The 16,756-nt window shown below is 43.2% G+C and carries 20 protein-coding genes; 7 read left to right on the top strand and 13 right to left on the bottom strand.

Annotated elements, in window-relative coordinates:
- Positions 1-1,149, top strand: a 1,149-nt coding sequence (locus PHR02_RS10045) for a DUF3373 family protein (protein ID WP_299991742.1), incomplete at its 5' end; no start/stop codon positions are given.
- Between the two features lie 69 nt (positions 1,150-1,218).
- Here the strand turns inward: PHR02_RS10045 and PHR02_RS10040 are convergent.
- On the bottom strand, positions 1,219-1,686 hold the full coding sequence (locus PHR02_RS10040; protein ID WP_299991741.1) for a peroxiredoxin: 468 nt from the start codon (positions 1,684-1,686) through the stop codon (positions 1,219-1,221).
- 109 nt (positions 1,687-1,795) lie between these two features.
- Positions 1,796-3,211 (bottom strand): aldehyde dehydrogenase family protein, encoded by a 1,416-nt coding sequence (locus tag PHR02_RS10035; protein ID WP_299991740.1) that lies wholly within the window; start codon positions 3,209-3,211, stop codon positions 1,796-1,798.
- 133 nt (positions 3,212-3,344) lie between these two features.
- Here PHR02_RS10035 and PHR02_RS10030 point away from each other — a divergent pair, with 133 nt between their 5' ends.
- The 6 genes from PHR02_RS10030 (at position 3,345) to PHR02_RS10005 (ending at position 7,717) form a co-directional block, all read left to right on the top strand.
- Positions 3,345-3,794, top strand: a complete 450-nt coding sequence (locus tag PHR02_RS10030; RefSeq protein WP_299991739.1) for a globin — start codon at positions 3,345-3,347, stop codon at positions 3,792-3,794.
- Between the two features lie 93 nt (positions 3,795-3,887).
- On the top strand, positions 3,888-4,808 hold the full coding sequence (locus PHR02_RS10025) for a branched-chain amino acid transaminase (protein WP_299991737.1): 921 nt from the start codon (positions 3,888-3,890) through the stop codon (positions 4,806-4,808).
- A gap of 67 nt (positions 4,809-4,875) precedes the next feature.
- On the top strand, positions 4,876-5,913 hold the full coding sequence (locus tag PHR02_RS10020; protein WP_299991734.1) for a prohibitin family protein: 1,038 nt from the start codon (positions 4,876-4,878) through the stop codon (positions 5,911-5,913).
- Between the two features lie 75 nt (positions 5,914-5,988).
- On the top strand, positions 5,989-6,663 hold the full coding sequence (gene hisIE / locus PHR02_RS10015; RefSeq protein ID WP_299991731.1) for a bifunctional phosphoribosyl-AMP cyclohydrolase/phosphoribosyl-ATP diphosphatase HisIE: 675 nt from the start codon (positions 5,989-5,991) through the stop codon (positions 6,661-6,663).
- Complete coding sequence (locus PHR02_RS10010; protein ID WP_299991729.1) at positions 6,660-7,175, top strand: DUF2393 family protein; 516 nt, start codon at positions 6,660-6,662, stop codon at positions 7,173-7,175. The genes hisIE and PHR02_RS10010 overlap by 4 nt, the downstream gene beginning before the upstream one ends.
- Positions 7,172-7,717: a DUF2393 family protein gene (locus PHR02_RS10005; protein WP_299991726.1), complete on the top strand. Its 546-nt coding sequence runs from the start codon at positions 7,172-7,174 to the stop codon at positions 7,715-7,717. Before PHR02_RS10010 ends, PHR02_RS10005 begins: the two co-directional genes overlap by 4 nt.
- Positions 7,718-7,720: 3 nt before the next feature.
- On the opposite strand, the gene PHR02_RS10000 is transcribed toward PHR02_RS10005, so the two are convergent.
- From PHR02_RS10000 to PHR02_RS09950, 11 genes are all read right to left on the bottom strand, one after another.
- Positions 7,721-8,683 (bottom strand): TIGR01212 family radical SAM protein, encoded by a 963-nt coding sequence (locus tag PHR02_RS10000; protein ID WP_299991723.1) that lies wholly within the window; start codon positions 8,681-8,683, stop codon positions 7,721-7,723.
- Positions 8,684-8,692: 9 nt separating this feature from the next.
- Positions 8,693-10,042: an amidophosphoribosyltransferase gene (gene purF / locus PHR02_RS09995; RefSeq protein ID WP_299991721.1), complete on the bottom strand. Its 1,350-nt coding sequence runs from the start codon at positions 10,040-10,042 to the stop codon at positions 8,693-8,695.
- 10 nt (positions 10,043-10,052) lie between these two features.
- Positions 10,053-10,823 (bottom strand): 4-hydroxy-tetrahydrodipicolinate reductase, encoded by a 771-nt coding sequence (dapB, locus tag PHR02_RS09990; protein ID WP_299991719.1) that lies wholly within the window; start codon positions 10,821-10,823, stop codon positions 10,053-10,055.
- Positions 10,824-10,909: 86 nt separating this feature from the next.
- Positions 10,910-11,851 (bottom strand): FAD-dependent oxidoreductase, encoded by a 942-nt coding sequence (locus PHR02_RS09985; protein WP_299991716.1) that lies wholly within the window; start codon positions 11,849-11,851, stop codon positions 10,910-10,912.
- A gap of 38 nt (positions 11,852-11,889) precedes the next feature.
- Positions 11,890-12,378, bottom strand: coding sequence for a hypothetical protein (locus tag PHR02_RS09980; RefSeq protein WP_299991713.1), 489 nt, complete (start codon positions 12,376-12,378; stop codon positions 11,890-11,892).
- Between the two features lie 8 nt (positions 12,379-12,386).
- Positions 12,387-12,704, bottom strand: coding sequence for a thioredoxin (gene trxA / locus PHR02_RS09975; RefSeq protein WP_295051641.1), 318 nt, complete (start codon positions 12,702-12,704; stop codon positions 12,387-12,389).
- 104 nt (positions 12,705-12,808) lie between these two features.
- Positions 12,809-13,141: a YraN family protein gene (locus tag PHR02_RS09970; protein ID WP_299991708.1), complete on the bottom strand. Its 333-nt coding sequence runs from the start codon at positions 13,139-13,141 to the stop codon at positions 12,809-12,811.
- 102 nt (positions 13,142-13,243) lie between these two features.
- Entirely contained in the window at positions 13,244-15,319 is a 2,076-nt protein-coding gene (locus tag PHR02_RS09965) for a molybdopterin-dependent oxidoreductase (RefSeq protein ID WP_299991706.1), read from the bottom strand.
- A gap of 25 nt (positions 15,320-15,344) precedes the next feature.
- Positions 15,345-16,097: an SDR family NAD(P)-dependent oxidoreductase gene (locus tag PHR02_RS09960; protein WP_299991703.1), complete on the bottom strand. Its 753-nt coding sequence runs from the start codon at positions 16,095-16,097 to the stop codon at positions 15,345-15,347.
- Position 16,098: 1 nt separating this feature from the next.
- Entirely contained in the window at positions 16,099-16,494 is a 396-nt protein-coding gene (locus PHR02_RS09955; protein ID WP_299991702.1) for a HEPN domain-containing protein, read from the bottom strand.
- Positions 16,491-16,756 (bottom strand): nucleotidyltransferase domain-containing protein (locus PHR02_RS09950; RefSeq protein ID WP_299991700.1); only part of this gene is annotated, 266 nt, incomplete at its 5' end. The genes PHR02_RS09955 and PHR02_RS09950, both read right to left, overlap by 4 nt.

Genomic DNA, 16,756 nt, shown 5'->3' with positions numbered 1-16,756 from the left:
CCTAGCTCAAATCTTCACTTTGGCGGTCAACTCTCGTACAATAAACTCTTTGGAGAGCGTTCAATGGTAGATCCACAAAACGGAAGTATGGATAGTTTTGACTGGGTAAGTTCAGAAAACAAACAAGACGATACCCTAAGAGTCCGCTCAGCCTACATCAACTACGAAGAAGATCACTTGTTCGGTCTTGATATCCCGTGGTCATTCGGTTTAGGCCGCCGCCCCTCCACCAACGGAAAACTTATCAGTTACCGTGAAGATGATGAATCAACCTCTCCGTTAGGGCATATTTCTAATGCCGAATTCGATGGAGGAAATATGAAATTTAATCTAGCCAATGTTACGGGAATATCCGGTTCATCCATCAAATTAGCCGCAGGACAAGGGATGAGTAATGCCGAGCCGCATTTTAGTTCTACGCCTTACGCCGATTCAAGCTCTACCGACACGGGTAATATTATGATGTACGCTATCAATGTAGTCCCTTATCATGATAACCGTATCGAAACCGAATTTCAATACACCCATGCCAACAATCTAATCGATATTACTAATGCGGGCTTTGATCAATTTGGTACGTTTAATCCGGCTAACTATGACCCCTCATTGCAAAGCGTCGGAGCGTTACATCTTTTATCCGGTTTTGTGGCATTTCATGGAATCGGTGATGGGTGGAGTGGTTATCTCGATAATACAACCCTCTTTTTAAGCGGGGCGATGTCAAAAACCGACCCTGATAGTGGGAAAGCGATGTTAGGATCTACCGAAAACAAAACCGGATACAGCTATTGGATCGGAGCGCAAATGCCATCTATAATAAGTGAAAAAGGGAGATGGGGGGTAGAGTTTAACCACGGTTCTCAATACTGGAGATCATTTACCTATGGAGAAGATACCGCTATCGGATCAAAAATAGCCGCACGAGGAGATGCTTATGAGCTCTATTTCACAGAGCCGCTTACCACGGCGCTAAGTTTTCAACTCCGTTATACCTATATCGATTATGACTACAGTGGAAGCAACGGCTTCTTTGGCAGTCAAAGCGGAACCCCGATGAAAATCAGCGATATCCCCTCAACCACCGATTTAGCAGGGGTGGTGGTCGATAAGGCACAAGACATTCGAGCCTATTTGCGTTATAAATTCTAAACGTTAGTCTTGGAAGTGGGACTTTAGTCCCGCCTTTGCTTTCCGACACTAAAGTGTCAGTTCCGATTTTTACCCCTGCAACGCAGCCAATTCTTCTTTTACTTTAGCCACATGATCTTTTACTTTTACATTCGTCCATGCCGCTTTGACTATTCCTTTTGGATCGATGATGTACGTTGAGCGGACGATACCCATGTACTCTTTACCGTAGTTTTTTTTCATCGCCCATACGCCGTAGTCTTGCATCATTTGTGTCGTCGGATCACTGAGGAGGGTAATGCCGAGATTTTGTTTCTCGATAAAATTACGGTGTGCTTTGGTACTATCAGCACTCACCCCAAGTATGATTGCACCCATATCATCGTACTCATCCTGTGCAGCCGTAAACTCGCACGCTTCCGTCGTACACCCTGGAGTGGAGTCTTTCGGGTAAAAATACAATACGATCCATTTTCCGCGTAAATCACGCGAACATATCTCTATATCGTCTTGGTTACTCAAACAAAAATCGGGGGATACACTTCCTACTTCTAACATTTTTAATTTCCTTTATTTAAATATCTCTATCCCGTCATGCTGAACTTGATTCAGCATCTCGCCTTAGATCCTGAATCAAGTTCAGGATGACGACTTACTCTCACAATGGCTATAAAATCACTATGGATTTGATTTCGGTAAACTCTTCGATGGCAAAACGGGGACCTTCTCGTCCGACACCGCTGAGTTTCACACCGCCATAAGGCTGAATATCAAAACGCAATGTCGGCATATCGTTAATAACGACCCCACCTGCATCGAGTTCATCAATCGCCTTGGTCGCATGGGAGAGATTGTTGGTAAAAACCGAGAACTGCAATCCATACGGCGAATTGTTCATTCGCTCTATTGCATCATCGATTCCATTCACCCGTACCAAACTCACAATAGGGGCAAATACCTCTTCGCAAACGATCTTCATCGACTCAGTCACGTCCGCCATAACACACGGATAAAATATCCGTCCCTCTCGGTGTGGAGGGGTGAGAGGACGAGCACCCTCTTCCATTGCACTCTCCACCCAGCTCATCGCTCGCTCGGCCGCTTCATCATTAATCAACGGTCCTAAAAAAGTATCGTCATTATATGGTGAACCGACTACAAGTTTCGATGTTGCTTCCGCCATCTTTTGAGAAAATTCATCATAAATAGAACTATCCACATAAATACGTTGGAGCGAAATACATACTTGCCCTGAGTTCACAAACGCTCCGATAGCACAGCGTGTTGCCGCGTATTCAAGATCAGCACTCGTATCGATATAAGTTGCCGCATTACCGCCAAGCTCCAAAGAAACTTTTTTAATCCCTGCACTTTTTGTAATGATATTGCCCACACTTACCGATCCGGTAAAACTGATGACACGTGGGATGTCACTGCCCACCAACGCGCTCCCCACTTCGGCGTCACCGTAAACGACACTCAGTGCATCAGGCGTTGCGAATGGGCTTTCGATAAAAAGTTGTGCCAGTTTATAGGCACACAGCGGTGCTTCAGGGGTCGGTTTAAGAACAACCGTATTCCCCGCGACCAATGCGGGTGCAAGTTTATGGGCGACTAGATTGAGCGGGAAGTTAAACGGAGTAATCGCTACAACAACTCCCACAGCATCTCGTCGCCAGTACGCGTGAGCACTCCGTCCGCTACTCATCGCGTCGGTGTTAATCGTCTCACCGTGCATGGTACGCATCGTCTCGGCGGAGAGGGTGATCGTCTCGATACATCGATCCACTTCGATACGTGCGTAGGTGATCGGTTTTCCCACCTCACCACACAAAACGTTTGCAAATTCTTCACGCTGTTGGCGGAGTTTAGAGGCAACATCCAACAACCATGCACATCGCTGATGAAGTGGAGCTTTTTTAGCAGTTTTTGCGGCATTTTTGGCGATATTAAGCGCCTGATGAGCATCCTCAGCATCGCATTGCGCCATGCGCGAAACAACACGTCCATCATACGGGCTGAGACGCTCCATGTAACAGGAAGTTACAACCTGACGTGACCCCATCCAAACGTGTGCATCCATTATTCGTCTCCGCCATTAAATTATGTTTCAATTATACAAATCATCACCTAAAAAGAGAACGCAGAGGATGTTTTAAGCTCTTTCTTTTCATCTTCTCTTTAGAATGTGTCTCAAAAATACGCAGAGGATCATTATGCTTGAACTTAAAATTACCGACGGTGCGCTAGGGGTCCGCCCTCCCGTTACCAAACCTCATCCGGGATTCTTTTTCCAAGTGGGCGAAGAGCGTTTTCGCAAATTGGTCGATGATCATTATGAGATGATCCGCAACAGCGACATCTCGTTTTTGTTCCCCGTGAATGACGAAGAAGATTTTGCAGCTGCCAAAAAACACGCCGCCGATTTTCTGATCCAAATCTGCGGAGGACCCGATTATTTTGCCCAAACACGAGGTGAGCCTCGTATGGTCGGTCGTCATGCACCGTTTCGTATCGATGAACACGGACGCCAAAGATGGCTCGAATTTTACGGTGTTTTACTCCCTAAACTTGAAGCAGAAGGGGTAAACCCTGAATACATTCAATCGTTTTGGGATTATCTCGATGTATTTTCGATCTGGATGATTAATACACCTACCCATTAATTTTCCCGCAAATGCGGGAATCTTTAACCCCTTAATAAACCTTAAACCCCAACTGCGCTAAAATCACCCAATTTTTCTTTTGGAGATCTTCTCATGAACGAAGCCAAATTTATTTGGATGAACGGCAAACTGCTCCCATGGAGCGAGGCAAAGATTCACGTCCTTTCCCACACACTGCACTACGGTAACGGTGCAATCGAAGGGACTAAAGCATACAAAACCCCAAAAGGGTACGCAATTTTCCGTCTAAACGACCACACTAAGCGTTTGATTGAATCGGCAAAAATGACTCTAATCACTGTACCTTATACAGTTGAAGAGTTAAACAAAGCTCAAATTGAGTTGCTTAAAGCAAACGAATTTACCGGCGAAAACGTCTATCTTCGTCCGATTGTTTACCTCGGTTACGGCGTTATGGGTGTTTATCACAAAGAAGCTCCTGTTGAAGTATCGGTAGCGGCATGGGAATGGGGTGCGTATCTCGGTGAAGAGGGGATGAAACGGGGAATCCGTCTCAAAATCTCATCATTCAGCCGTCCGAATAACAAATCAAATATGGGTAAAGCCAAAGCGGTCGGAAACTATCTCAACTCTCAAATGGCAAAATTTGAAGCGGTTGAAGCGGGATACGATGAAGCGTTGCTCCTCGATGATGAGGGATACGTTGCCGAAGCAAGCGGTGCGTCGTTTTTCCTTATCAAAGACGGTGAACTCATCACCCCTCCGAATGACAACTCACTCGTATCGATTACCCAAAAAACCGTTATCGAGATGGCGGAAAATATGGGTATTAAAGTAACGCGCAGAAAAATCACCCGTGAAGAGATTTACGTCGCCGATGAAGCATTCCTCACCGGAACGGCGGCAGAAATCACCCCTATTCGCGAAGTAGATGCACGCGTTCTCGGTGCAGGGGGACGTGGTCCGTTGACGGAGAAAATTCAGGCAGCATATTTTGACATCGTATGCGGACGAAATCCTGACTATGATCATTATTTGACTTATATTGACTAATTTTCGATATAAGTACATTACTGATAGGTTGTGCTTTGCGCGCAACAAACTAAAAAGAGGATTCTAAATGGCAAGTGATATGAACGACTATTTCAACAAGAAAAAAAATGAGGCTAATAAAGGGGGCGGATTTAATGCACCTAAACCGCCAAAGTTTGATTTTAATATGAACTCTCAAAAAGCCGGAATGCTTTGGGTGATCGGCGGGTTGATTTTATTGCTTGTTTTAGCAAAACCCTTTATTATCATCACCGAGGGTGAGCGTGGTATTCTCTCCACCAATGGTAAATATGAAGATCAAGCATTAATGCCTGGGCTCCATTTTCTAATTCCATTTATTCAAAAAGTTTACATTGTCGATACCAAAGTGCGTATTATTAACTATGCCGATAAAATTGAGCGTGCATCAACGGCAGGTGATGGAATCGTCCTCAAACCGGCAATTACTGTTTTGGATAAACGTGGACTACCAGTCACAATCGAATTAACCGTACAATACCGCCTTAACGCACAGTTAGCAGCGCAAACGATCTCTAACTGGGGCTTTAGTTGGGAAGATAAAATTATCGACCCAGTTGCCCGTGATGTTGTTCGTAACGTCATCGGTCAATACGATGCAGAAACGCTTCCAATCATGCGTAATGCGATCGCTCTCAAAATCGAAGCGGGTATTCGCAGCAGTGTTGATCGCCAGAAAAATGGTCCTGCCGATCTTGAATCGATTCAATTACGTGAAATCGGTCTTCCACAAAAAGTAAAAGATCAAATTGAGCGAGTTCAAGTTGCCAAACAAGAAGTTGAAAAAGCACAACAAGATGTAGAACGGGCCAAACAAGAAGCATTTAAAAAAGAGACTGAAGCACAAGGTACGGCAAATGCTCTCACCATTGAAGCAACCGCTCAAGCTAAAGCCAATCATCTCGTAGCTCAGTCACTCACACCGGGACTACTTAAATTAGAGCAGATCAAAGTACAAGGGAAATTTAACGAAGCACTTAAAGAGAATAAAGACGCTAAAATTTTCCTCACACCGGGGGGTTCTACTCCTAATATCTGGGTTGATATGAAAAATGATCAGACCCAAAAGGTTTCCTCTAAAGAATAATTTAAACCTCTCCTTTTTGGAGGGTTTGTCAGGGCTTCATCTGTGCAGTCCGCTCAAATACTCAAAAGGTTTTACATGAATCTCGATCACATCGACTGGGCAAAATCTGATCTTCTACCTGTAATTGTCCAAGACTCCACTACCCTCGAAGTCCTAATGATGGCATACATGAACCGTGAAGCGTTAGAACTATCTCTCTCTACGAAAATTGCCCATTATTACTCTAGATCCAAACAGCGTCTTTGGAAAAAAGGGGAGTCTAGCGGACACCTCCAACACATTGAACGATTCTTACTCGATTGTGATAACGATACCCTCCTTCTCATCGTTCGCCAAGAGGGAGTAGCCTGTCATACGGGGCGTAAATCGTGTTTCTTTACCGATATTGAATCGGGTGAGACTATCAGCGAACCACAAATCGATACAACAGCAGCCTATGGAATTATTGACGAACTTTACCATACTATCCTCAGTCGAAAGAATGCTGATCCTGAAACCTCATGGACAGCTAAACTTTTGAGTAAAGGGGATAATGCCATCCTCAAAAAAGTAGTTGAAGAATCGGGTGAGTTCAGTTTTGCGATTAAAGACGGTAACGAAGATGAAATTATTTACGAATGTGCCGATTTAGTGTATCACGTCCTCGTCGCACTGGGACATAAAAATATCTCTCCTGATCGTATCAAACAAGAACTTGCCCGACGATTTGGGATGAGCGGGATTGCAGAGAAAAACGCTAGGGACAAATGAAAGCAAAGATTACCGATTTTATCCATCACTTACTGATCTACGATTACCTCTTGTTCGGAGGAATATTCATACTCTTTTTACTTTTGCTAATCATCGCTATCGTTATACGACAAAAAATGACGCTTGCTATTTTCTTGGTAATTTTAGCTTTTGGAGTATTGACAGCAGGGCCTATTGTAGGCTATAGCATGATGCATCAGCACCTCTTTAAACACCATATTATTATTCGTGATGTAAAAGCACTCGAATTTACGGAAGCACTTTTAATCAAAGGGGACATTAACAACACCTCCAAACGCCCTTTTCACGAGTGTACCCTTTATGCCGGAGTTTACAAAGTGACGCATACCCCCTACATAGATCAACTTTACCCTTATTTTCCTTTTCAAAAAAGTTCCCTTAAAATCGTCGAGACAATCAAACCGGGGCAATCAGAATCGTTTAAACTGTTTGTTGAACCGTTTCGCTATACTAAAGATTACAATCTTACCTTAAAGGCAAAATGTCGATGAGTACTTATTTCACTGTTTGGCATTATAGTGCACTCGTTATCGGTTTTATTATCTTTATCCTAACAGTAATATTGGCATTTCAAGAAAAACGCCCTAATGTTCGTAATTCTATTATCATCTCCTCTATCTTAGTCAATATGATGCTTGCCTTTATTATTTTAATGGCCTTAGATAAATATACGAAAAAAGCAGCAGTTTACAATCTAAGCAACTATCGACTTCTCCAAACGGAAGAAATTGTTTTTACGGGTATTGTTAAAAATGTGGGGAACTATACCATCGGTAAAGTAGAGCTAGAGATAAAATTGGTGAACAAAGGACATGCAACCGGAAATGTAAAAGGAGCTAACTTCTATAAACCCAGCGGTTTCTCAGACATGTTTAATAACTCTTCCAAAGATTATCAACCCCAAACACTTATTAAAACACCAATTATAGCCGAGGATCTAAAAGCTGGTGAATCACGTCGCTTTCGTGTTGCATTCGATTATCCCCCGTATTTCAGAGGGGTAACTCAATTTACTCGAATCTTTTCTCACTAAAGACTAATACTTTAGTCCTATTGATTTAAGTGTCTGATTGATAGTACGCAGTTGTGCATTTTTGTCTTGGCACCATTGAGGAGCGATCAGAGTTTCATCGTCAATCCCCGCACTGATACGCTGAACACTTACTTGTGGCGGTTTTAATTTCAATGCTTCTGTTAATACATCTAAATAAAGTTCTTGGCTTATCGGCTCAAACTCACCCCGTCCGTATTCATTGGCTAATGCCGTCCGTTTAACAACGTATAGTGGGTGATATTTGACAGAATCAATCCCAAGAGCGTAGGCTGTTTTAGCCGTTTCAAGCATCATTTCCTTACTCTCACCCGGAAGTCCAAAAATGAGATGACCGCATACCTTTAGCCCATGAGATTTTGCTTTTAGAATCGCTTCTTTGACATTGGCACTATCATGTCCTCGGTTGATTCGCACCAAAGTCTCATCATAAATCGACTGAATTCCAAACTCGATCCAAACTTCCGTTCTCTTGGAAAGCTCTGCTAAATACGAAAAGGTTTCATCACTGATACTATCGGACCTTGTTCCAACACTAAGACCTACTACATTCTCAAACGTAAGTGCTTTCTCATAAAGTGCTTTGAGTGTTTCAAAAGGGGCATAAGTATTGGTAAAACTCTGAAAATAAACCAAAAACTTTTCCGCACCATTTTCTGCACGAAGTTTTTGAGAAAGGGCATTAAACTGCCATTCAAGCTGTTCAAGCTGTTTTTCTAAATAGGGATTTTCAGTCGACTGAAGATTGAGAAAAAAACCTTTGAGAGGGCGTACACGATCTAAACTGGGGCTAAATGAGTCATTTTCACAAAAGGTGCATCCACCTTTAGCAACTGTTCCATCGATATTAGGACAGGTAAAACCGGAGATAGAGACGGGAACTTTTGAAATCTTTACACCGAATTTATGGTGTAAATATTGCCCAAAGGTAAAAATCTGTTCCCGCATGGAAAATGCTTAAATGATATACTTGCCGGTAAAGCAGGCAGTACAGTAATTCTCTTCTTTGCCGTTGACACTTTCTAATAGTGCTTCATTGCTCAAATATCCCAATGAATCGGCTTCGATAAAGGCACAAATCTCTGCATTGGTCATGTTTGCCGCAATAAGTTTCTCTTTATCGGGAGTATCAACTCCATAATAACACGGATCGGTTGTCGGTGGGCTGGAAATACGCATATGCACCTCTGCGGCTCCTGCGGCTTTGAGCATACGGACGATTTGACGGCTCGTCGTCCCACGCACAATCGAGTCATCGATAACGATGAGACGTTTACCACGAATGAGATCATTAATCGGAGAGAGTTTCATTTTGACTTTCAAATCACGCATTTCTTGGGTTGGTTCGATAAAAGTACGCCCAATGTAGTGATTACGCATTATCGCCATCTCGAAAGGGATACCGCTCTCTTGAGAGTAACCGATAGCAGCAGGAACCCCACCATCAGGGACAGGGACAACCATATCGGCAACAACAGGCTGCTCTTTTGCTAATGCTTTTCCCATCGCTTTTCGCATCTCATAAACATTTTGATTATAAACATTGGAATCGGGACGGGCAAAATAGACGTACTCAAAAATACAGTGTTTCGGAGTCGGCTCGAATACTTTGATCGATTGAGGGGCTTTCCCTTTTTCAAAAATCAACAATTCTCCCGGCTCAACGTCACGGATATATTCCGCACCGATGAGATCAAAAGCACAGGTTTCTGAAGCCACTACGTACCCATCACCGACGCGTCCGAGGCTGAGAGGTCGGAAACCGTGAGGATCGCGCATCGCAAACATTTTAGAACGGCTGAGGAATACAAGTGAATATGCCCCCTCTATCTTTTTCACTGCATCAATAATACGATCGGTCAAATGGTGCTGATCACTTTTCGCAATCAAATGGATCAGATTCTCCGTATCCATAAACGTTTGGAAAATCGCCCCTTTTTTGATCAGAGCATCACGTACCTCTTTGGCATTGGTAAGATTCCCATTATGTACGATTGACATTTCCCCAAGATCATAACGCGCAAATACCGGCTGAGCATCGAGAATAGAGTCGTCCCCAGCGGTCGAATAGCGGGTGTGTCCAATCGCCATGTTCCCTTTGAGAGTATTTAGTTTTTGAGTATCAAATACTTGGGTTACTAGCCCACGATCTTTAATCGTATAGAGTTTTTCCCCATCACTGGTGCTGATCCCTGCCGCTTCTTGACCACGATGCTGAAGAGCATGGAGTGAAAAGTAAGCAAGCTTTGACGCTTCGTCATGGTCGAAAATACCGACTACTGCACATTTTTCATTTAAGCTACGCATATCTTTCTCCTTATGCCAGTTCTAAACAGTCTTGGATACTGTAAAGACCGTTTGGTTTTCCGGCCAGCCATTTTGCGGCACGAATGGCACCTTTTGAAAAGGTGTTGCGAGTGGTTGCGGTATGGTGAAGTTCGATGAATTCACCATCATTATAAAATCCAACCGTGTGACGACCGACGATATCTCCACCGCGAAGTGCCATCACCGCAATCTCATCTTTGGTTCTCTCACCGATATTACCGTTACGTCCACTGACACGTACGGCATCGAGGTCGAGACCGCGAGCTGCTGCAGCCGAGTGCGCGAGGGTAAGTGCTGTCCCACTCGGAGCATCTTTTTTATGCCTATGGTGCTGTTCGACGATCTCGATATCAAATCCATCGAGTGTTTTAGCTGCCATATAAACCAGTTGATTGAGTAATGCAACACCCAAAGACATATTAGTCGCATAAAGAATCGGCATTGATTCGCTGGCAGATTTCAATAAATTCATCTGATGTGTATCTAAACCCGTCGTTCCGATAACCAAAGGCTTAGGATGTTCCATCGCACTCTCTAGCAAAACCTGTGTCGCTTCCGGTAACGAAAAATCGATAATAACATCGGACCCTTTAAGCAACGTTGCCATATCGTTAGTTACCAATACTGAAGGATCGATTGAGAAATTGAGTTCATTGCGCACATAGACTGCCCCCAATGAAATCTCAGATTCATGATGTAAATCTTCAATTAACAGCTTTCCGACACGCCCGCCAGCGCCAAATACACCTGCTCTAATCATATGTAGCATCCCTATTCAAACATTAAGTAGAGATATTTTACCCTCTTCGTCTTTAAAAAGGGCGTAAACGTCCTCATTAAAAAATGTTAATGGTGTCCGTCGACGTACCCAATCGCTTGCAATGCGGCAACGGCACCATCGCCTGCAGCGCATACAACTTGTTTTGGTGCTTCGGCGCGCATATCGCCTGCAGCGTATAATCCTGGAACCGAGGTCTTCATACTCAAATCGACTTTTACTTCACCCCATGAGGTCATCTCACATAAAAATGTTCCGTCTTCTTGAATCAACACCTGGTTATTAACATTATTTCCAACGAACACAAAGACACCTGGAACATCGATTTGGCGAATCGAGCCATCTTCGAGCTTGACACGGATTCCATCAACCCCCATCGCACCCCCAAATACCTCTTCAGGTATTGCGTTCAACACCAACTCGATATTTGCACTCTCTTTGACTCTGGTGATCGTATTCGGAGCAGATCTGAAACTGTCACGACGATGGATCAGATACACTTTGGAACAAATTTTTGCCAAATAAAGGGCTTCTTCTAACGCAGTGTCACCACCGCCGATAACTGCTACCTCTTTGTTTTTATAAAAGAATCCATCACAGGTTGCGCACGTGCTAACACCGCGCCCAAAAAAAACATCTTCACCTGCAAAGCCAGCACGTTTTGGCGTTGATCCTGTACACACAATAACACTTTTAGCCTCATTAGAGGTCCCGTCTGATTTTTGGATCATAAAAATACCATCCTCGCGACGAGAAACACGTGTTACTTCACTCATCTCATGCTTGAGCCCAAAGCGTTGGCATTGTTCCGGCCATGGATTCATAAAATCCATACCGCTCAAATTATGCGCCGTAGCCCCTGGGTAATTTTCGATCTCAGAACTCATTGTAATCTGGCCGCCCGGCATCCCTTTTTCAAACATGGTAACATTATCCAAACCACCGCGTGTGGTATACAAACCTGCAGTAAGACCTGCTGGCCCTCCTCCAATAATCGCACAATCCAACATCAATTATTTCCTTTATATTAAGTCTTAAATACAGCCATTTACAGATCACTAGAGATACTACTCAGCGTCTCCAACGTGTCAAGTTCGCGTATCATACTGTCTTGTTTATAAAGGGTCTCTTTGTTTTTTTTGATAGTAAAAACAGTTGGGGAATGATAGATATTAAAGCGTTGAATGAACTTCAAAGAGGTATCAGTTCCCCCACGTAAAAAGGTAATATTAGGAGTTGAAGGGGGAGCTTTTTGGTAATAATCGATTGCAATAATCGGATATTTGGCTTTTGCTTGTGTCAGTTTTTCAATCGTTCCGGGAAGTTTTGAGCTGTAAAAGACAACGATATAATAAGGCTCGGTGGGGATAAAAATAGCTTTTTCCTGATAAAAAACCCAATCGTTAAAGTCAATAAATTTGTATTCAGAAAATTTGTAGTTAAAGTAGGCAAAAGCAGCAGCAATCATTGCTGCGCCAAAAAAAGAGGCGAGAAGCGTGGAGAGGGAAAAAAGACTTTTAGTCCGCCCTGCTGCCACGAAATTGCTTAGAGAAGTGCGTTTAGTTTATCAGCAAATGCTTGTTTAGAAGCAGCGCCTACCATTTGCTCTACTACTTCACCGTTTTTGAAGAAAAGAATTGTAGGGATAGAGCGGATACCGTATTTAACTGCGATATCTTGTTCTTCGTCTGTATTTACTTTACAGATATTTGCTTTACCTTCAAATTCTGCTGCCAATTCTTCGATTACCGGAGCGATCATACGGCAAGGCCCACACCATGGAGCCCAAAAATCTACCAATGAAACACCTTCTTTAGTAATTTCGTCAAAATTAGATACGGTTAATTCTGTGTATTTAGCCATGTGTCTTCCTTAGGGTTCTAATGTTTATATGAAGTCATTATAACGCCAAAATCTTTAAAATGACTTATTACATTAATCTCACATTTTTTCTCAGAACTCTTACGTTACAAAGTAATATTTTCAATCAGCTCCACAACATTATCACTAACAATCAGTGCATCAATGCAGTAATCACTGTTTAGCTTTTTCTTCTGCAAATAAAACTGGATGGTTCTTCCTAGTTTTTGGAGTTTTGAGGGGGTAATATTATTAACAGCCTGCTCATAGGTCGTAGCACTTTTTACTTCTACAAAATGGAGTACATTGTCACGAATGGCGATGATATCAATCTCACCAAAACGGTTGTATACGTTACGATCTACAATTCGATACCCGTGCTGACGAAGATATTCACACCCTTTGTCCTCAGCCAGATTTCCTTTGGCCTTAGTATGCATATTAATTCACTATTTGAACGCCATCTGAATACATCCAGATGGCTACGTTAGCCGCTATGGCACTAAAGCTTGCCTCTTTGAGGCAGAATTGTCTACTGTATATCATTCTAAATAATCGGGTTTGATAATATCGACTTTAATCGATTTAAATCGTGCCGTCTTAATAAGTTCGTCGGCCTCATCGCCGAAAAGAAAGTTGATATTACTAGCAGCATGGTGAAAGGTCGTAAATAGCGTCCCTTTTTTCACGGTTGAGCTTACTTTAACCCGTAAAGGTGCGCTTTGACCATACTCACTTTTGAGGACAACGAAATCTTTGTATTCAAAAAATTCTTCATCTTCGACACTCACCAGCAGTGTATCTTCCGTGTGAGAGCGGCTTAATTTATCACACGCATTGGTTTGGGCACTGTTATTGTAATGAACCAAAACTCGTCCGGTGGTGAGATAATACCCCGAATGTTCTCCCTTGTTTCTCAACTCTTCAACCTGACCGCGAGGGGAATATGGATGATAGCGAAACGTTGCAAATCCATCTTTAGTTCGGAATGTATCGATATGTAATACCGGCAAATCCTCTTCTTGCACCGGCCATTGTAAGCCACGTAGACGATTGGATTCGAGTTTTTCATAACTCGCTCCCCCAAAGCGCATCGGTGCATCAACACGTACCCTCTCCCATACATCACGTGAAGTATGTACCTCTAAATCTGTTCCATAACGTTTGGAGATTTCGGCGATTACTTCCCAGTCATCCGGCATCATCACGTTAATCAGCGGCTGAGAGAGGTGTAAACGACGTTCAGCATTGACATAAACACCTGTCTTTTCATAAGCACTTTTCACCCCGAAGATTATGTCGGCAAATTTCGTAATCTCATTGTCAAAAAGTTCATTAACGACTAAAAGATCGAGGTTCCCCAACGCAGCATGAATTTTGTTTTGGTTTGGATGGATATGGGCAATGTCCTCACTAATATTATAGAGGGCTTTGATCTTACCCTCTACCATCGCATTGATCAGATCAGGAGTCATCATCCCCACCTCTTTAGGAGGTTGATAATCGGGAGCGTAATACGGCAGCATCCCCACATCGCACGTCCCCTGAACATTGTTTTGACCCCGAAGCGGCATCAATCCCGCACCCCGTTTACCAATATTGCCCGTAAGCATTGCGAGATGGGTAATCGCCATAACCGCATACGAACCATCCAAATGCTCCGTTATCCCTAAACCCCAGAAAAAGAGGCTTTTACGGGTTGCATATTTACGGGCAACGATACGAACTTCTTGTGCTAGTGACTCATATCCCGGGATTTGGAGCAGATAGTCTGGATTAGCGTACGGATCATTCAGAATCGAGCTTTTATACTCTTCATACCCTTTCGTCCGTTTGTCTACAAACTCTGTGTTCACCAAATCTTCCGAGAGGATAACATACGCCATCATATTGAGAATCATCAGATTGGCTTCATAGGGGATACTCAAATGATTGGATGAGGATTTAGAGAGCTGGATACGTCGCACGTCGAGAACCGCCAATTCAATCTCTTTTTGTTTAATCACATCGAGCATGCGATTAGCGACGATCGGATGACCTTCGGTAGTATTGCTCCCCATAACGACCATGTATTCGGTCTCATAAATATCATCGAACGGGTTAGTCATCGCCCCTTCACCGATGGTCGTACGCATCCCTTTGAGCGACGGTGAGTGGCACACGCGCGCGCAGTTATCGACATGAGGAGAACCGACGACATGACGGGTAAAGTGTTGAAACAGATAAGAACCCTCACAACTGGTACGTGCCCCTCCGATAGCGGCAAAACTGTGAGAACCGTGTTCATCCGTGATGGAACGGAGCTTACGGGCAACCAGTTCATACGCACTCTCATAGCTGATCTCATAAAAGTCATGATCCACCGGTTCGAGATAGTCCATATCCAAATCGGCAAATAGAGCAGTGTTTTTGGCTAAAAAGGATTTGCGGACACGGGCATTACGGAGCCGTTTAGGGTGAGTAACGAAATCCCACCCCTGTTTCCCTTTGATGCACAACCGCCCTTGAGAAACTGTTCCCTCTTCTTTGGCGAAGATTTTTTGGATTTTGTTGTCTTCCACCTCAGCAGAAATATCACACCCTACGCCGCAATAGGTACAAACGCTGTCGATAACCATTCGGATATTTCCTTGATAGTACGGGTTATGCACCCTTTTTAAAATTAGTGAAGTTTACAATTTTGTCTCTTAAGGACTGCGGAAATAGTGTAAGAATTCGAATCATTAAGGTAAATCTAAAAGGAAAAGCATAACGTATTTTTTTCCGTTCAATCGCATGGGTAATTCGCTCTATCCCCTCCTCTGTACTCATCAAAAACGGCATTTTAAATCGGTTCTTCTGCGTCATCTCCGAATCGATAAATCCGGGCATGATCGTCATGACACTAATACCGTGTGGTTTTAGCTGATAATGCAGCCCTTCCGCATACGCATTAAGTGCCCGCTTAGAACTGCTGTAGGCGATAGAGGTGGGCATCGTAAAAAGCGAAGCGAGCGACGAGATAAGAACAATCTCTCCAGAATGTTGCTCCATCAGTTTCGGGATAATGGGTTCTAACAACGCGTGAACACTCAGAAAATTGGTTTTAAAGAGCCGCTCAAAATCTTCAAACGGTGTTACTCCACCGCCATGTCCGACTGATACTCCCGCATTGAGGATAATCCTATCGATCTTTTGTTCACCCAAATGCACTCCGATCTCTCTCATCCGCTCAAAATCATTGACATCGGCGACAATCGTCTCCACCTCGGTACCTTTGTCTCGGCATCGCTGTGCAACATTTCTCAAACGATCTTCTCTGCGGGCTATTAACACTAATCTATTTTCATTTGTTGCGTAATGCAGAGCTAACGCCTCACCTAATCCACTACTGGCACCGGTAATAATTATGCGCATTTTATTGGTTTAATGTATTTTGAACAGTTAAATAAATACTTTTTGCAAACCTATAAAATTCTTGGGCATCTTCTAATGTTGGTTTCCCGTTTGGTAATAAGCCAAAATCTCCGGGATAGCGTGAATCAATATACAACTCATCGAGTAAATGAAGGTGATCTTCACCGTTTTCAAAAGAGGATAAATCGATACCTACACGGGAGGCAAGTGTTTTTAATTTATGAATTTTTGGAAGTTCAAGACTTCTCTCTTCCCCAAGTGCTTTTAAACTTTTCTCTATGCACTGCTGTGCATGAAAGGCGACCATGTGTGATAGAGACTCTTCATTGATGATTTTTTCGATAACAGCAAGATCATCTTGTGCCGCTTTAAGCCATTCACTTGCGAGTAACTTCATATCAAAGAGATCCCATCACGCAATATTTTACGGCTTAACATCCCATCCAATTCGACAAACTTTTGATGCATCGGTTTAGTATGTGCAATAAGATCGATAGGAATCAGTTTTTGTATCTCATCAAGGGTTTTGATCGTCTTTAAAAAAACAGCACTTTTCTCACGCCAGTTCTGCGGGGTATGCTCATCTGATGTAACCACATACAGATCAATATCACTAGACGCATTCGGCTCACCGTACGCATAACTGCCGAACAATACTA

The sequence above is a fragment of the Sulfuricurvum sp. genome (genome assembly GCF_028688295.1).
Taxonomy (GTDB): Bacteria; Campylobacterota; Campylobacteria; order Campylobacterales; family Sulfurimonadaceae; genus Sulfuricurvum.
Note: the sequence above shows the minus strand (reverse complement) of the source record. Positions and strands in the feature narration are given on the sequence as shown.

What these genes read in the sequence shown, in the direction of transcription:
- PHR02_RS10025 (WP_299991737.1), top strand. Translation starts at nt 3,888, where the DNA reads ATGAACGAAGCCAAATTTATTTGGATGAACGGCAAACTGCTCCCATGG.
- PHR02_RS10040 (WP_299991741.1), bottom strand. Translation starts at nt 1,686, where the DNA reads ATGTTAGAAGTAGGAAGTGTATCCCCCGATTTTTGTTTGAGTAACCAA.
- PHR02_RS10010 (WP_299991729.1), top strand. Translation starts at nt 6,660, where the DNA reads ATGAAAGCAAAGATTACCGATTTTATCCATCACTTACTGATCTACGAT.
- PHR02_RS10020 (WP_299991734.1), top strand. Translation starts at nt 4,876, where the DNA reads ATGGCAAGTGATATGAACGACTATTTCAACAAGAAAAAAAATGAGGCT.
- PHR02_RS09970 (WP_299991708.1), bottom strand. Translation starts at nt 13,141, where the DNA reads ATGCATACTAAGGCCAAAGGAAATCTGGCTGAGGACAAAGGGTGTGAA.
- PHR02_RS09960 (WP_299991703.1), bottom strand. Translation starts at nt 16,097, where the DNA reads ATGCGCATAATTATTACCGGTGCCAGTAGTGGATTAGGTGAGGCGTTA.
- trxA (WP_295051641.1), bottom strand. Translation starts at nt 12,704, where the DNA reads ATGGCTAAATACACAGAATTAACCGTATCTAATTTTGACGAAATTACT.
- purF (WP_299991721.1), bottom strand. Translation starts at nt 10,042, where the DNA reads ATGCGTAGCTTAAATGAAAAATGTGCAGTAGTCGGTATTTTCGACCAT.
- PHR02_RS10000 (WP_299991723.1), bottom strand. Translation starts at nt 8,683, where the DNA reads ATGCGGGAACAGATTTTTACCTTTGGGCAATATTTACACCATAAATTC.
- dapB (WP_299991719.1), bottom strand. Translation starts at nt 10,823, where the DNA reads ATGATTAGAGCAGGTGTATTTGGCGCTGGCGGGCGTGTCGGAAAGCTG.
- PHR02_RS09955 (WP_299991702.1), bottom strand. Translation starts at nt 16,494, where the DNA reads ATGAAGTTACTCGCAAGTGAATGGCTTAAAGCGGCACAAGATGATCTT.
- hisIE (WP_299991731.1), top strand. Translation starts at nt 5,989, where the DNA reads ATGAATCTCGATCACATCGACTGGGCAAAATCTGATCTTCTACCTGTA.
- PHR02_RS09985 (WP_299991716.1), bottom strand. Translation starts at nt 11,851, where the DNA reads ATGTTGGATTGTGCGATTATTGGAGGAGGGCCAGCAGGTCTTACTGCA.
- PHR02_RS10030 (WP_299991739.1), top strand. Translation starts at nt 3,345, where the DNA reads ATGCTTGAACTTAAAATTACCGACGGTGCGCTAGGGGTCCGCCCTCCC.
- PHR02_RS09965 (WP_299991706.1), bottom strand. Translation starts at nt 15,319, where the DNA reads ATGGTTATCGACAGCGTTTGTACCTATTGCGGCGTAGGGTGTGATATT.
- PHR02_RS10005 (WP_299991726.1), top strand. Translation starts at nt 7,172, where the DNA reads ATGAGTACTTATTTCACTGTTTGGCATTATAGTGCACTCGTTATCGGT.
- PHR02_RS10035 (WP_299991740.1), bottom strand. Translation starts at nt 3,211, where the DNA reads ATGGATGCACACGTTTGGATGGGGTCACGTCAGGTTGTAACTTCCTGT.